Annotated in this window: 17 protein-coding genes; 9 read left to right on the forward strand and 8 right to left on the reverse strand. The window is 59.6% G+C overall.

Translation table 11 applies throughout. The features are described from left to right. Positions 1 to 50: 50 nt before the first annotated feature. Both VNV36_RS04360 and VNV36_RS04365 read right to left on the reverse strand, forming a co-directional pair. Complete coding sequence (locus tag VNV36_RS04360; RefSeq protein ID WP_325716597.1) at positions 51 to 1,370, reverse strand: Nramp family divalent metal transporter; 1,320 nt, start codon at positions 1,368 to 1,370, stop codon at positions 51 to 53. A 132-nt stretch (positions 1,371 to 1,502) separates the two neighbouring features. Further along, positions 1,503 to 2,039, reverse strand: coding sequence for a chalcone isomerase family protein (locus VNV36_RS04365; protein WP_325716599.1), 537 nt, complete (start codon positions 2,037 to 2,039; stop codon positions 1,503 to 1,505). 145 nt (positions 2,040 to 2,184) lie between these two features. Here VNV36_RS04365 and VNV36_RS04370 point away from each other — a divergent pair, with 145 nt between their 5' ends. Both VNV36_RS04370 and VNV36_RS04375 read left to right on the forward strand, forming a co-directional pair. Beyond that, positions 2,185 to 2,967, forward strand: coding sequence for a hypothetical protein (locus tag VNV36_RS04370; protein WP_325716601.1), 783 nt, complete (start codon positions 2,185 to 2,187; stop codon positions 2,965 to 2,967). 231 nt (positions 2,968 to 3,198) lie between these two features. Further along, a complete protein-coding gene (locus VNV36_RS04375; RefSeq protein ID WP_325716603.1) occupies positions 3,199 to 3,756 on the forward strand; it encodes a DcrB/PsbP domain-containing protein in 558 nt (185 codons plus the stop codon). On the opposite strand, the gene VNV36_RS04380 is transcribed toward VNV36_RS04375, so the two are convergent. The 3 genes from VNV36_RS04380 to aotJ form a co-directional block, all read right to left on the reverse strand. Continuing rightward, positions 3,746 to 4,462 carry an alpha/beta hydrolase gene (locus VNV36_RS04380; protein WP_325716605.1) on the reverse strand — a complete coding sequence of 239 codons (717 nt, stop codon included), beginning with the start codon at positions 4,460 to 4,462 and terminating at the stop codon, positions 3,746 to 3,748. The genes VNV36_RS04375 and VNV36_RS04380 overlap by 11 nt on opposite strands. 180 nt (positions 4,463 to 4,642) lie before the next feature. Beyond that, positions 4,643 to 5,755 carry a succinylglutamate desuccinylase/aspartoacylase family protein gene (locus VNV36_RS04385; RefSeq protein WP_325716607.1) on the reverse strand — a complete coding sequence of 371 codons (1,113 nt, stop codon included), beginning with the start codon at positions 5,753 to 5,755 and terminating at the stop codon, positions 4,643 to 4,645. A 202-nt stretch (positions 5,756 to 5,957) separates the two neighbouring features. Further along, a complete protein-coding gene (gene aotJ / locus VNV36_RS04390; RefSeq protein ID WP_325716609.1) occupies positions 5,958 to 6,737 on the reverse strand; it encodes an L-arginine-binding protein AotJ in 780 nt (259 codons plus the stop codon). A 26-nt stretch (positions 6,738 to 6,763) separates the two neighbouring features. Between aotJ and VNV36_RS04395 the strand changes: the two genes are divergently transcribed. Continuing rightward, positions 6,764 to 6,973 (forward strand): hypothetical protein, encoded by a 210-nt coding sequence (locus VNV36_RS04395; RefSeq protein WP_325716610.1) that lies wholly within the window; start codon positions 6,764 to 6,766, stop codon positions 6,971 to 6,973. Between the two features lie 98 nt (positions 6,974 to 7,071). Here the strand turns inward: VNV36_RS04395 and VNV36_RS04400 are convergent, their stop codons facing one another. Next, complete coding sequence (locus tag VNV36_RS04400; RefSeq protein ID WP_325716612.1) at positions 7,072 to 7,500, reverse strand: rhodanese-like domain-containing protein; 429 nt, start codon at positions 7,498 to 7,500, stop codon at positions 7,072 to 7,074. A 101-nt stretch (positions 7,501 to 7,601) separates the two neighbouring features. Between VNV36_RS04400 and ftrA the strand changes: the two genes are divergently transcribed. The 3 genes from ftrA (at position 7,602) to VNV36_RS04415 (ending at position 10,385) form a co-directional block, all read left to right on the forward strand. Continuing rightward, positions 7,602 to 8,576, forward strand: coding sequence for a transcriptional regulator FtrA (gene ftrA / locus VNV36_RS04405; protein WP_325716614.1), 975 nt, complete (start codon positions 7,602 to 7,604; stop codon positions 8,574 to 8,576). A 238-nt stretch (positions 8,577 to 8,814) separates the two neighbouring features. Beyond that, positions 8,815 to 10,053 carry an S-type pyocin domain-containing protein gene (locus VNV36_RS04410; protein WP_325716616.1) on the forward strand — a complete coding sequence of 413 codons (1,239 nt, stop codon included), beginning with the start codon at positions 8,815 to 8,817 and terminating at the stop codon, positions 10,051 to 10,053. Further along, complete coding sequence (locus VNV36_RS04415; RefSeq protein ID WP_325716618.1) at positions 10,050 to 10,385, forward strand: hypothetical protein; 336 nt, start codon at positions 10,050 to 10,052, stop codon at positions 10,383 to 10,385. The genes VNV36_RS04410 and VNV36_RS04415 overlap by 4 nt, the downstream gene beginning before the upstream one ends. 62 nt (positions 10,386 to 10,447) lie before the next feature. On the opposite strand, the gene VNV36_RS04420 is transcribed toward VNV36_RS04415, so the two are convergent. Beyond that, complete coding sequence (locus tag VNV36_RS04420) at positions 10,448 to 10,786, reverse strand: FKBP-type peptidyl-prolyl cis-trans isomerase (protein WP_325716620.1); 339 nt, start codon at positions 10,784 to 10,786, stop codon at positions 10,448 to 10,450. A 133-nt stretch (positions 10,787 to 10,919) separates the two neighbouring features. Between VNV36_RS04420 and VNV36_RS04425 the strand changes: the two genes are divergently transcribed. Next, positions 10,920 to 11,966: a M4 family metallopeptidase gene (locus tag VNV36_RS04425; protein ID WP_325716622.1), complete on the forward strand. Its 1,047-nt coding sequence runs from the start codon at positions 10,920 to 10,922 to the stop codon at positions 11,964 to 11,966. Positions 11,967 to 11,980: 14 nt separating this feature from the next. Further along, positions 11,981 to 12,292, forward strand: coding sequence for a protealysin inhibitor emfourin (locus VNV36_RS04430; RefSeq protein ID WP_325716624.1), 312 nt, complete (start codon positions 11,981 to 11,983; stop codon positions 12,290 to 12,292). A 21-nt stretch (positions 12,293 to 12,313) separates the two neighbouring features. Here the strand turns inward: VNV36_RS04430 and VNV36_RS04435 are convergent, their stop codons facing one another. Further along, the gene (locus VNV36_RS04435; RefSeq protein ID WP_325716626.1) at positions 12,314 to 12,622 is read right to left on the reverse strand and encodes an RcnB family protein; all 309 of its coding nucleotides are present in this window, start codon (positions 12,620 to 12,622) and stop codon (positions 12,314 to 12,316) included. Positions 12,623 to 13,491: 869 nt separating this feature from the next. Between VNV36_RS04435 and VNV36_RS04440 the strand changes: the two genes are divergently transcribed. Beyond that, on the forward strand, positions 13,492 to 14,784 hold the full coding sequence (locus VNV36_RS04440) for an MFS transporter (RefSeq protein ID WP_325716628.1): 1,293 nt from the start codon (positions 13,492 to 13,494) through the stop codon (positions 14,782 to 14,784). Positions 14,785 to 14,791 lie beyond the last annotated feature (7 nt).

Below are 14,791 nucleotides of genomic sequence, written 5' to 3' on the forward strand. Positions count from 1 at the left end.
GGAGCGAGCCTGCTTGCGAAGAGACCTGCGCAGTCACCGCCACTTGGTGATCAAACCGCCCACTGCATTATCAACCAGCCATTCGCCCCGCTGATCAACACAAACAGCCCCCACGCCAGCACCCGGGTCGGCCAGCGATTGACGAACGCCCCCATCAATTGCCGGTCGTTGGTCATGCGAATCAGCGGATACAAGGCAAACGGCAATTGCAGGCTCAGCACAACCTGACTCAACACCAGCAACTGGCCAATCGCGCCATCACCGAGCAGCCACACACCGATGAACGCTGGAATCAGCGCCAGCCCGCGAGTGATCAACCGCCGCTGCCAGCACGGGATCCGCAGGTTCAGATAGCCCTCCATGATCACCTGCCCGGCGATGGTCCCGGTGAAGGTCGAACTCTGCCCCGACGCCAGCAGCGCCACGCCGAACAACACACTCGCCAGCGCACCGCCGACCAGTGGGTCGAGCAAGTGATAGGCATCCTGAATGTCGACCACATCGGTATGCCCGGATTGGTGAAACGCCGCTGCGGCGAGAATCAGAATCGCCGCGTTGACCAACAGCGCCAGCGCCAGCGAGCCGATGGTGTCGATGCGCGCCAGTTTTACCGCGTCCTGCTTGCTCGCCAGATCCTTGCCGATCATCCGCGTCTGCACGATCGAGGTGTGCAGATAAAGGTTATGCGGCATCACCGTGGCGCCGAGAATGCCGATCGCCAAATACAGTGGCGCAGCATCGCCGATGGCTGACAGCGAAGGCTTGAAGCCCTGCGCTACGTCTGGCCAGTACGGCTTGATCAATAGCAGCTCAACAAAGAAACACCCGCCAATGGTCGCGACCAGCACCAGCATGATCGCTTCGAGACGGCGGAAACCGCGATTCTGCAAGGCCAGCACCAGCAGCGTATCGAACGCCGTCAGGGCGATGCCGAAAGTCAGCGAACAACCGAGCAGCAAATGAAACGCCAGCGCGCAGCCGAGCACTTCGGCAAGGTCGGTGGCGATGATCGATATCTCTGCCAGGACCCATTGCAACCTCGCGGTCGGCGTGCTGTAGCGCTCGCGGGACAGTTGCGCCAGATCGCGGCCGGTGGCGATGCCCAGCCGCGAGCACAGGCACTGCACGACCATGCCCGCCAGACTCGCGAGCAGCACCACAAACAGCAGGCTGTAACCAAAGCGCGATCCGGCTTCGATCGCGGTCGCCCAGTTGCCCGGATCCATGTAGCCGATCGACACCAGCAAACCTGGGCCGGCAAAACGCAGCACGCGCTTGAAGAACGAGGCAGTCGGATCGACCGCGACACTGCCGGCCACTTCCGGCGGACAAAACGGCGCGGTGGCGATTTTGGGAAAACTGAATTTCACGCACACATCCAGAAACAAACACGGGAGCCGGGCAGCTTAGTCGTTTCGAACGAAGCGTTGAAGAGCAAAAGATCGTCCGATCGCGGCCCGAGCCTTCGGCCGCTCCTACCTGTGGAATGCGGTCTCTTGATCTTATTGACTCACGCCCAGCAACTGCTCGCGCAACTCGGGACTGCGCGTTCGCGGATCCAGCCAGATATCAAAAAACGCCTTGGCAAATTGCGCATCTTCAATCTCGTGTTGCAGCTTCTGCCCCACAAAAAAACGCGCACCCTGCCCCGGCAGATACACACCAGTAATGCGGGTGCCGGCCTGCACATCGACAAACGATTGCTGCATCTGCACTTGCCAACCGGCCAGTTGCGCCGGGCTGACGCGGGAGCCGTTCAGGCGCTTGATCTCATCGACACTGGTACTGACCAGATCGTCGCGCGAGATCGCACGGCGGTAGATCAGCTCCAGCGCAAAGGGCTGGCCATCCACCAAAGGTCGCCCGGTACTCCACAGGCGCGCGCTGTAGACGTCGAAGCCGAACACGCTGAAATCGCCACTGCCGATGATCTGCGCACCCGGCACAGCATCCTGCCAATTGGCCCATGTCGGCGTCAGCAGCAATGCCCACAAGCCGATGCCACAACATCCACGTGCAAGCTTCGGTGTTCTTTTCATCGCGGTATTGTCTCCGCTGCATGCTGATGTTCAGAGCATAGCCGCATTCGCCCATGGAATTTTGTATACAAAACTTGCACGCATAGGCAGCAATCTTCAGTGAGCAATGTTAACGTGACTCACCATTATTGACCGAGACACTTACGTGCTGATCCTCAAACTGCTGCTGATTCCCGGTTTTCTCCTGCTGATCTCGTTGGCGGGCAAACGCTGGGGGCCGAGCGTGGCCGGGTGGCTGTCGGGGTTGCCGGTGGTGGTCGGGCCGATTCTGTTCTTCCTGGCGATCGAACAAGGCCAGCAGTTTGCCGCGCAATCCGCCGTCGCGGCGCTGTCAGCGATGTTCGCGATGATCGCCTTCTGCATTACGTATGCGCAGGTCGCACAGCGGGCGACTTGGCCATGGGCATTGGCGGCTTCATTGAGCGTTTGGGGCGTGCTGGCACTGCTGTTGTCGGTGATTCCGGCGTCCTTGCCGTTCTCGGTGGTCGTCGCGTCCGTTGCGCTGTTGGCATCGCCGTATCTGTTTCCCGAGGTGCAGCCGGCGGTGAACGGGCCAGCACCGAAGTCGGACAGATTGATCTGGCGGATGATTGCCGGTGCGGCATTAACGCTGCTGGTGACGCTGCTTGCCAGCACCGTCGGCGAACGCTGGAGCGGCCTGCTCGCGGTGTTCCCGGTGCTCGGCAGCGTGATGGCGGTTTTCTCGCAACAGACTCGCGGGCCGGCGTTCACTGCGGCGCTATTGCGAGCGACGGCAACCGGCATGTATTCGTTCTCGGCGTTCTGTCTGGTGTCGGCATTGACCTTGCCCAGCATGGGCCTGAGCAGTTTTGTGGTGGGCGTGGCAGTGTCGGTAGCCATGCTCGGCGTGACCCGCAAACTGCTGGCCAGACCCGCCCCCGCCAACACTACTTCAACCCAACCTTGAAACACACTCGTGGCGAGGGAGCTTGCTCCCGCCGGGCAGCGAAGCGGCCCCAAACCCATCCGACTCAGCACACCTGACGCACCAAAGTGTCCGCTTTTCCAGTGCTGCGCCCTGGAGCGGGAGCAAGCTCCCTCGCCACAATTGCACCGTGTCCAGACGAGCCGGACTGGAGTGATCACGCTCTGCGTGGGATGATCGCCCGCCTCGCGCGACCATTCACCGGAGATTCACATGTCATTGTTGAGCAAAAAAGCCGCCGTCCTGATACTGGCTGCCGTCGCCGGATTCGCCGCGATCAACGCGCACGCCGCCAGGGAAAAAGTCAAAACCGAAAAGGTCTCGATGCTCGACGGCAAGTTCTCCTTCGTCCTGCCCAAAGGGTTCGTCGCCGACCCGCTGCCCGCCAGCCCGAGCGGCGCCAAGGGCACGATGTACACCAACCAGACCACCAAAACCGTGGTCATCGCCGCCGAAAATCAGATCCCGCAAGGGCAGAACGTCAAGGACAACGACGGTGAATTTCTCGACGGCAGCGTGTCGAGTTTCATCGACGACCAACGCAAGGCGCTGCCGGATTTCAACAAGCTCAGTGAGAAAAGCCTGACTCAGAAAGGCACTGGCCTGGGTTTGCGTCAGGTTGACAGCACGGCCACTCAGGGCGGTGGCCAGACGCTGAACACCACGTTGCTGGCTGGCTCCGGGACGAAAATGGCGCTGGTGCAGGTGATTTCCCGCGCCAGCGACAAAAAGGCTCACGACGCCCTGGTAAAAGCCATCGTCAAGGATTGAGCCGCTGCAACCAGCCATTCAAGTCGCGCAGTTCGGCCGCAGTGATGCTGTGGCCGGCGCCGGGATAAGCGTGAAACTCGGGTTGGTAGTCGAGCTTCTGCAGCAGAGCATTGGCCTCGGTGCCATGGCGGTAAGGCACCGGATCATCGGCGGTGCCATGGCCGATGAAAATGCTCAGCGGCAGCGGCGGTTGCCCGGGCTTGAGTTCGGCCTTCAGTACCGGCAACAAGCGCCCGCTCAACGCGGCAAATCCGCCCACGACCACTGGCGCTCGCAGGCCGACTTCGTAGCTCATCATCGCGCCCTGGCTAAAGCCGATCAGGTACACCTTGTCCGGCGCGGCGTGATATTTCTTCGCGGCCTGGGCGATGAAGTCGCGCAGCTTCTGGCCGCTGACCTTCAGATCGTCGGTCTCGCCGTTGTAGGCACCTTCGCCTTTTTTGCGAAACCACTGGTAACGTCCCTCACCCAGCGACATTGGCGCGCGCACCGACAGGTAGTTGTACTGCGTCGGCAGTTGAAATTTCATACCGATCAGATCGGCCTCGTTACTGCCGTAGCCGTGCAGGAAAATCACCAGCGGACGCGGCTTGGCGTCGGCGTGAACCTGTTCGAGGTATTTGAGCGGCAGATCCGATTGCAGGGTCGTTTGTGCGTGGACGGCGGTGGATGCGAGCAGGGTCAGCAGAGCGAAGACTTTCAACATTGAGCGTTCCTTCACAGCGTGTCGGGTTCGCGTGGGAGCCTAACATTGCAGAGTGAAGATCTAAATCTAGTGGTGTTGCTGGTGGCCCTTTCGCGAGCAAGCTCGCTCCCACAAGGGAATGCATTCAAATGTGGGAGCGAGCTTGCTCGCGAAGAGGTCCGAAAACTCACTCGCAATCCATCAGTCGTTGGTCAGCTTCCCGGTACGAAACGGTATCCGCCCCGCCACCTTCGCCTGCCAGATCCCCGGTTCGGTATAGCGCCCGCGATCGATCGCGAACAGAACTCCGCTGGTGCCGGCGCGCACGGTGGTCACGCGATCCTGCAACGGATCGACTACCTCGAACAGCGCATCGCCCTGCTCTACCCATTCACCGGCATTGCGCAGGAAGCTGACCACGCCATGGTGCGGGGCGAACAGATATTCGGTGCCTTCGAATGGCAGGCCCTCACAGCACTCGCTCGGCGCCGCCGGCCATTCACCGCTGATGAAACCCTGCTCGGCGAGAAAGCCCAGAATCGCCTCGCAATTGGCCTGCGCCTGATCGACGCGGGTGTCGCCCATGCTGCCCAATTCCAGCGTGGTCGCCAGATTCGCCGCTGGAATCGCCGCGTTGGGGAATGCCCGGGCCAGACGCAGCCACGGCGTCGAGCAGGACTCGTCAAACGAGCTACCACCGGAGTCCTCACACAGCAACGCCACGCCCGCCTTCAGTCGAGCGGCCAGCGATCGCCATTGCGGCCAGTGTTGCGGCAGTGCGTAGAGGTGAATCGCAGCGTCGAAGTCGCAATGCAGATCGAGGGTGATATCGGCGTCGCAAGCGTGGCGCAGCAACAGCCTATGCAAGGCTTGCAGTTGCGAGACCGGCGCCGGCAACTCATCGAACACCTGCGCCATTGCCTGGCGGATGAGTGCGATATTGGCCTGGGCATCCGCGCCCAGTTGCTCGCCGACCAACGCGGCCACAGGGGCGCTGAGCTCGACGAATGCCCGGTTGAAATTTTTGCCGCTGCCCAGCTCGAAGCGGCCCATGTGATTGCCTTGCAGATGCTGATCCAGCCCAATCGGGTTGGCCACCGGCACCAGTTCGACAACGCCTTGCAAGCGGCCCTGCTGTTCCAGTTCGTTAAGGCGCAGCTTGAGTTCCCACGCGGTGCGCATGCCCGGTAATTCGTCGGCGTGCAGGCTGGCCTGGATATACACCTTGCGGCTGCCCGCACCGTAACGAAACACACTGAGTGAGCGCTCGCTGCCCAAGTGGCTCCAGGGCAGAACGTGGTCGATGCGTTGCATGGCAAACTCCTGAATGGCTGATATCACGCAATTCCCTTGTGGGAGCGAGCTTGCTCGCGAATGCGTTACGTCAGACGATGAATAGGTCGAATGTTAAACCGCTTTCGCGAGCAGGCTCGCTCCCACAGGGAATGTCCACCAATAGGAAAGCATAAAAAAAGTGGCCACTGCGCAAACGGTGGCCACTTTTTCTTACGGCTTATTACTGGCCGTATACGTCAAAGTCGAAGTACTTGTCCTGGACTTTCTTGTACTCGCCATTGGCGCGGATTTCGGTGATGGCTTTGTTGAACTGCTCAGCCAGCGCGGTATCGCCCTTGCGCACTGCAATGCCGGCGCCGCCGCCGAAATATTTGGCGTCTTCGTAGGTCGGTCCGACGAATTCGAAGCCCTTGCCGGCGTCGGTTTTCAGGAAACCGTCGCTGAGGTTGACCGAGTCGGCCAGCATCGCATCGATACGCCCGGAAACCATGTCGAGATTGGCTTCCTGCTGCGAGCCGTAGCGCACCAGTTCGATCCCGGCCGGCACCAACACTTCGGTTGCGTAACGGTCGTGGGTACTGGCACGCAACACACCGACTTTCTTGCCCTTGAGCTCGGTCAGCGGGTCTTTGACGCCCGAGCCTTGCTTCATCACGAAGCGGGCTGGGGTGTGGTAGTACTTGATGGTGAAATCGACGTTTTTCTTGCGGTCATCGGTGATAGTCATCGACGACAGAATCGCGTCGATCTTCTTCACTTTCAGCGCCGGGATCAGACCATCGAACTCTTGCTCGACCCAGGTGCATTTGACGTTCATCTGCGCACACAGCGCGTCGCCGATGTCCACGTCAAAACCAGTGAGTTTGCCGTCAGGGGTTTTCATCGAGAATGGCGGGTAACCGGCTTCGATACCGATGCGGATCGGCTTGGCGTCGGCGGCCACAGCGGTCAGGGACAACATCGACAGTGCCAGGGCACCGAACATCACTAGCTTTTTCATTTATTACTCCCGTGCGGAGGCTTTTATTGGCAGCTTTGGATTCAGCGTTCGGTCATGGCGTGGTAACGGCAAAAACCGAAGTGGCCGGCAGTCTATGGCGACGCGCACAGGGGCAATTGTTTTTAAGCGACAAATACTTACAGAACTTCGGCGCACGCATTGACGAGGGTCAACGCGTGCGCCGTGGTGGTGCAAAGGCTGTAGGACAAGACTGTATTCAGAGCAAAAAACGATGATTCCCCCTGTAGGAACCGCCGAAGGCTGCGATCTTTTGATCTTGATCGCGAGAAGCAAGATCAAAAGATCGCAGCCTTCGGCAGCTCCTACACAGGGATCAGCATTCGCAAGCGACAGGGGCGCTGGCTGCTGACGCCGAGCTCAGTTTGAAGCCTTCATCCAGCCATCCGGTGACGCCACCAATCATCTCTTTGACCGGATAACCCAACGCGGCAAGTTTCACTGCAGCCTTGTTCGCGCCGTTGCAATGCGGCCCGGCGCAATACACCACGAACAAGCTGTTTTTCGGGTATTCGGCCAAGCGATCCGCCGTGAGCAAGCGTGTCGGGATATTGATCGCCCCCGGCACGTGTCCGCGCTCGAAAGCCAGTGGCCCCCGCACATCCACCAAAACAAAGTCGACCTCCCCGGCCTCCTGGCTGCTGAATACGTCAGAGCAATCGGTTTCGAAGGTCAGGCGGTTGCTGAAATGCATCAGGGCTATGGCCGATGAGGCGGCAGGAATTTCGCGAACCAGGCTGGTCATGCGGTGTTGCTCCTTTGTCGGTGTGATGTGAACAGACTTTATCGAGGCGCCGCTTGCCGCTACAGTGGCGTACAAGACACCGACCGGGAGTTTTCCGCCAAATGCCCACTCACCCGAATCTGGTTGCCATTCTGGCCTACGATGGCCTCTGCACATTCGAGTTCGGCATCGCCGTGGAGATCTTCGGCCTGGCCAGGCCAGAGTTCGATTTCCCCTGGTACGAGCATGCGATCGCCGCGGTCGATCAAGGCCCGATGCGCGCCATGGGCGGGATTCAAGTGCTGGCCGATGGCGGCCTCGAACTGCTCGCCGAAGCGCGTACCATCGTCATCCCCGGCTGGCGCGACCGCAACGCCCCTGTACCGCCAGCGCTGATCGAAGCGTTGCGCCGCGCCCATGACCGTGGTGCTCGTTTGCTGTCGATCTGCTCTGGCGTGTTCGTCCTTGCGGCCAGCGGCTTGCTCGACGGCCACCGCGCCACCACCCACTGGCGCTACACCAGCGAACTGGCGCAACGCTTCCCGGCCATTGAAGTCGATCCGGATGTGCTTTACGTCGACGCCGGTCAGTTGATCACCTCCGCCGGCAGCGCCGCCGGCATCGATGCCTGCCTGCATCTGGTGACGCGCGACTTCGGCACCCAGGTCGCCAACACCGTCGCGAGGCGTCTGGTCATGTCGCCGCAACGCACCGGTGGCCAGGCACAATTCATCCCCACGCCGGTCAGCCCGACACCACGCAGCGACTTGTCGCGCGTCATGCAATGGGCCCGCGAACGCCTGCACGAACCGCTGGAAGTCCGCGATCTGGCCAGCGAAGCAGCAATGAGCGAGCGCACCTTTCTGCGGCGCTTCACCGAAGCCAGCGGCCAATCGCCCAAGGCGTGGCTGCAGCATGAACGCCTGGCGCGGGCGCGAGAATTGCTCGAGAGCACCCATCAACACACCGAGCAGATCGCCCAGCGCTGCGGCTATCGCTCGGTGGAAAGTTTTCGTGTGGCGTTTCGCAGTGTGGTGGGCGTACCGCCATCGGTTTATCGGGAGCGGTTTGGGCGGGAGGGTAAAGCGATTTGTTGACGAGTCTGGCAATGGGTTGTCGAAATGCGCATTGGAAATAACAAAGACGCCGATGAATGGCGTGCTCGGCGAAAATATAAGCGCTTTCTCTGCAGGTGATCTGGCACACCTGAATTCGATAGTTTCTTGACCTTTTTACAGTTGTAACAACCGCAACACTTTCAGACGCGTCCTACATCCATCACTTCTTCGTTGCTTTAGCGTCCGCTTCGTTTTTAAACAGCGGACAAGGACGCTCATGGCTCGCAAGAAAGACATCCCCCGGGTCCAAAACCTGCCAGAGGGAGACGGACACCACATCACCACCCGCTACATGACTGCCAGCGAACTTGCTGAGCGCGAGGCCGCGCATGGCGCTTATGAAGACATGCTGGCGCGGCAGCAGGCCCATGAAGACCGACTTCGCAACCAGGTCATACAGCAACAGCAAAATAGAAGCGGCTGTGTGTTTGTGAAAAGTTGCAAGCTGCCGGACGGTGTTATCAATGATGCCAATCCATCCGGATTTATACCGGTTGGGAAAATTTCGGATTATGGAACGCTGTCCTTGCTAGCGGGGCGTGAGCGTGACTCGGCCGGGAATATCTCACTAAAGGCTGTTGGCGCCACCAATCTGCAGGCATCCATCGGAGCTTTTGCTCTCGGCAGCTCTGGCAGTCTGAGCGCCAGCACTGCGACCGCAAGTAGCACAAGCCTGGCCACCGGCGGTGTCGTCGCAGGGGGGTTGCTCGGATTGGTTGCGCTACTGTGGCCATCGAGTCTCGCCGATAGCGCTCTCTACACAGACGAGCAACTACAGTCGCTCGAGACAGCTCGGACTCGGGTTCGATTGCATGTAGAACAGCAGCCCGACGGCACGGTGAAAGGATACGGATACAACACTCAAACGCGCAGCGATTGGGAAATGATTCCTGTCGTCCAGTTCGTCAAGCAAGGCGCCTCGTACGTCGCAGATTTTGGCAATGGGTCGACCCTACTCTGGACTCCCTCAGTAGACTCGTCACGCGGATCGGCAATTCCGCCGCTGGAGGGTGCACCGCAGGTTCCGCACATCTGGGTATACCCGCCGACCGAGCAGGCGGACAAAATCATTGTCAATCCGGTTTACCCGCCTGAGTACCAGGATTTTATTCTGGTCTTTCCGGCTGACTCGGGAATAAAGCCTCTTTACATTGTCTTGGCACTTGAGTTCGACGCTGCCAACTACCATGGAAAAAAAGACACGCCGGTCAAAAGCAAAGGTCCCTCGAATGGGCAGAAGGCTTTGGAGAGTTCGGTTCAGGTAAAGCCTACATCTGCGCGCAGGATTGGAGTCGATCCCGATGCCAATGAGTTGGTCGTTTTTGATCGCACTGGTGGTGAGGTCTACCACGGACACGTAAGACCATGGAATAAGCTTCATCAAGACATGAAAAACGCATTGATCAAAGCCAAGAAAGTAGACAGCAAGGGCAATATTCTGGGAGCAAGAAAGTGAGCCTCACCTACCAAGACCCGTCAATAGATCATGATGAATCCATACGATTACTGGCCAGCGGCGCTCAGGAAAATGTCATTCGCGCACTGATTTCCATTGGTTTGAATGAACCCGATGGCAGTTGGGCAGAGGAAATCTGCTCCAAGTACCTCTCCAGCGAAACCGAAGCGATTGCCGCCTCTGCCATCACCGCCCTGGGCCATATCGCTCGTCGGCATGGAAGACTGGATACCGAAACCGTTTTGCCGGCGCTCGAAAACGTAAGGCGTCGGATGCCCTCGTTGCAGGGCGTCATTGAGGACACGATTGACGATATAGAGATGTTCACCTGAGCATCCGAAGTTGCAAGCGTCTGGATGAGGGTGGCTTCAGCCAGACGCACGTTCCTCAGACCTCAATCCTCCCGCGTCAAAACCTCCAGCAACTCAATTTCAAACACCAGATTCGAATTCGGCGCAATCTTGCCCATGCTGCGCTCGCCGTACCCCAGATGCGCGGGCACCAGCAATTTGCGTTTGCCGCCCACCTGCATGCCCATCAGGCCTTGATCCCAGCCTTTGATCACCCGGCCCGTGCCGATTACGCACTGAAAAGGTTTGCCTCGGCTGAAGGAAGAATCGAACTCAGTGCCGTCTTCCAGCCAGCCGGTGTACTGGGTGGTGATCAGGGCGCCTTTGACCACGGTTTTGCCGTCGCCCGGTTGCAGGTCGATGATTTGCAGTTCGTCTGTCATGTCGTTGGCTCTGTCGAGATTGTCGCGGACGGCGTTTTTCGCAGAATCCGTCGCCGATGGCAATCCATGGAACCGAAAACACGCAGCGCCGCTCACATAGGTATCGACATCGTATGACGACAAGGATGCTTTGATGACCGACTCTAGATTGCTGCGCAGTTTCATTCCGCCCTACATCCTCAACCGCATCATTGCCCACGGTTCGGAGCCGCAGCGCAGTGCCGCGATGCAGACGCTCAACCATGTGCGCAGCCTGTTGCCCAATCCCGGCCGCCCTTCGCAGCCGCCGGCGCGGGCAATTCTGCCGGAAGCCACCAAGCCCGGCCTGGCGCGGCGCAGCGTGCATGATGCGCAGAACAAAATGCTTCTGCCGGGCATGCCGGTGCGCCTGGAAGGCCAGCCGCCGTCGGGCGATCCGGCGGTCGATGAGGCTTACGATGCGTTGGGCGCCAGCTATGACTTCTTCTGGAAAGTGCTCGGTCGCGATTCGATCGACAATCAAGGCTTTGCCCTGATTGGCAGCGTGCATTATGGCCAGGGCTACGAGAACGCATTCTGGAACGGTGCGCAGATGGTCTTCGGTGACGGCGACGGCGAAATCTTCCAGCGTTTCACCCGTTCGCTGGACGTGATTGGCCATGAACTGGCCCATGGCGTCACCGAGAGTGAGGCCGGTCTGGTTTACGCCAACCAGTCCGGTGCGTTGAACGAGTCGCTATCGGACGTATTCGGTGTGCTGACCAAGCAATACACCCTGGGCCACACGGCCGAGCAGGCGGACTGGTTGATCGGCGCCGACCTGCTGATGCCGAAAATCCAGGGCAAGGGCCTGCGCTCGATGTCGCACCCCGGCACGGCGTATGACGACCCATTGCTGGGCAAGGATCCGCAACCGGACCACATGCGCAAGTTCGTCATCACCAGCGAAGACAATGGCGGGGTGCACATCAATTCCGGCATTCCCAACCGCGCGTTTTATCTCGCGGCCCGAGCGTTCGGCGGCTTTGCCTGGGAGAAAGCCGGCCCCATCTGGTACGACACGCTGTGCGATGATCGCTTGAGCCAGGACGCGACGTTTGACGCGTTCGCCAAATTGACCATCGAGCACGCCGGCCAACGCTTCGGCGCCAAAGCGACTGAAGCCGTGCAGGACGCCTGGGCGCAGGTCGGCATCGAATAATCCGAGGAGGCTGTATGAAAACGCTACCCGAGCTGGATGACGAATCCGTTTTGCGCGTATCTCGCCAGGGTGGCGTTGCAGCGATCCACAGCCTGAGCCGCCCACGGGAAATCGAATTCGCGCGATGCGACATCAGCCAGCGCTCAAGAATCTGCTCGGTGCTGGAAGGATGTCTGCCGCTGGACAGCAAGAAATCCGGACGCGGGGATCAACGCTTCTATCAGATTGAAGTGCGCTACAAGTCCGGGGAAATGGTGTTGAAGGTGCCGGAGGATCAGGCGCCGGGGGAGCTGGTGCATCTTTGGGACAAGGGGGAGCTTGTATAAAAGCTCCCCGCGGTGTTCAGGCTATTTCTCGACCGGCTGCATCTCGACAATCGTGCCGTTGGTGATCATTACCATGACGTAGTGATCGTTGATCTGCACCCACTGCGCTTGCTCGATCGGCGCTTTCAGACCTTTGGCTTTCCAGTTCTTCAACGCCTTTTCCTCGCGCTGGTACATTTCCGGCGCGCGGTCGTTGACCTTCAGTTGGCGGTCGCTGGTCGGCGATTGCACCTGAGGGTCGCTTGAGGTTTGCGCCGCTTGAACAAGGGGACTGATCGCGGCAATACCGGCGACAAGGGCCAGGCTGGCGATTAGGGTTTTACTGTTCATCGGTGAACCTCTTTGTGATGGGTAATACCTGAACTCCGACTGCGCGGCGCGGGAAACATTCCTTGTTTTTTGCCGGAGGTGGCCGTTGGAGGGCTTTGTCCATCAGACCGCCATCGCTGGCAGGTCAGCTCCCACAGGGGTTGTGTTGCACCACATTTTTTGACGTGAGCTCCGGTCCTTGTAGGAGTGAGAGCAGGAGCAAAAGCAAGATCAAAAGATCGCAGCCTTCGGCAGCTCCTACAGTTGGATTGGGCAAAACCTCTAGATCAGGTCGGCTGTCAGGCCGCCATCGCGAGCAGGCTCGCTCCCACAGAAAAGCAAAAGATCGCAGCCCTCGGCAGCTCCTACACGATGAGCGTAAGCTCGAGTGCTTTTGATCTTGATCCACGGGCGACGTCGGAAGGCTGAGTGGAGGGATTGATCCGGGCGTGGGAGCGCAGCGACCGTCTGGCGCAGCCAGACACAGCGGGAGGAGGTGCAGCGAAGCAAACCGGAGACGCTGCGCCCGGATCGGTCCCGGAGCGAAGGAACCCGAGCCTGCGAGGGCCGAACGCGGGAGCAAGCGTTTTTTTGCTTACTTTTTTTAGGCGTTTGTAAAAAAAGTGAGTCGCCGTCAGGGCGAAACCCTAAGCCGCCGTTACCGCAGCAATGGATATGTACTCGGTCAGCCAGGACTAATATCGCTTGATGCGACGCAGGCTCGCTCCCACAAATGCGCCAAGAACTGAGGCCATTGATCCGCCCCACGCATCAATCCATGCCAACAATGCAATTAACAGATTGTTACATCTGCGCCACCATCCACCTCAATAAAAACCGTGCGCCGCTTCTCCGTAGCGCACGTCATAAAAGCGGTGGAGTACTTTTCTATGACAGCCTCAATCCCACATAACGGCTCGCGGGCCGGTGCCATTTTCCGGGTGACCTCGGGCAACTTCCTCGAACAGTTCGACTTCTTTCTGTTCGGCTTCTACGCCACGCAGATCGCGGCGGTGTTCTTCCCGGCGAGCAGCGAGTTCGCCTCCCTGATGATGACCTTTGCAGTATTCGGCGCCGGTTTCCTGATGCGGCCGCTGGGCGCCATCGTGCTGGGTGCATACATCGATGATGTCGGGCGGCGCAAAGGCCTGATCGTGACTCTGTCGATCATGGCCAGCGGCACGATCCTGATTGTGCTGGTGCCCGGCTACGAAACCATCGGCCTGTTTGCCCCGGCGCTGGTGCTGATCGGGCGGCTGCTGCAAGGCTTCTCGGCCGGTGCGGAATTGGGCGGTGTTTCTGTCTATCTTTCCGAGATTGCCACGCCCGGTCGCAAAGGCTTTTTCACTGCCTGGCAGTCGGCCAGTCAGCAAGTGGCGATCATCGTGGCCGCCGCGCTGGGCTACGGTCTGAACCAGTGGATGGAGCCGCAGGCAGTGGGCGCGTGGGGCTGGCGCATTCCGTTTTTCGTCGGCTGCATGATCGTCCCGTTCATCTTTTTTCTGCGCCGTAACCTGGCGGAAACCGAAGAGTTCGCCGCACGCAAACATCGCCCGAGCATGGGCGAAGTGTTCCGCACCCTCGGCCAGAACTGGGGCGTGGTACTTGGCGGGATGTTGATGGTCGCGCTGACCACCACCGCGTTCTACCTCATCACCGTGTACGCGCCGACCTTCGGTAAAACCGTGCTGCACCTGAGCACCTCCGACGCATTGCTGGTGACGCTGCTGGTCGGTGTGTCGAACTTTTTCTGGCTGCCGATTGGCGGCGCGTTGTCGGATCGCATCGGCCGTCGCCCGGTGCTGATCGGCATGGCACTGCTGGCGCTGGCCACGACTTATCCGGCGCTGTCGTTCCTGGTGCAGTCACCGAGCTTCACCAACATGCTGCTGTCGCTGTTGTGGCTGTCGTTTATCTACGGTCTGTACAACGGCGCGATGATCCCGGCGCTGACCGAAATCATGCCGGTGCAAGTGCGCGTGGCCGGTTTCTCTCTGGCCTACAGCCTGGCCACGGCGATTTTCGGCGGCTTCACCCCGGCGATGTCGACCTTCCTGATCCAGTACACCGGCGACAAAGCCGCGCCGGGTTACTGGATGAGCATCGGTGCGCTGTGCGCCCTGTGCGCCACGCTTTATCTGTACCGCCGTGCCGGTGGTCGTCTGCAACCTGTCGCGGCCTGAGGAAAAC

The sequence above is a fragment of the Pseudomonas sp. genome (assembly GCF_035554175.1).
Taxonomy (GTDB): Bacteria; Pseudomonadota; Gammaproteobacteria; order Pseudomonadales; family Pseudomonadaceae; genus Aquipseudomonas.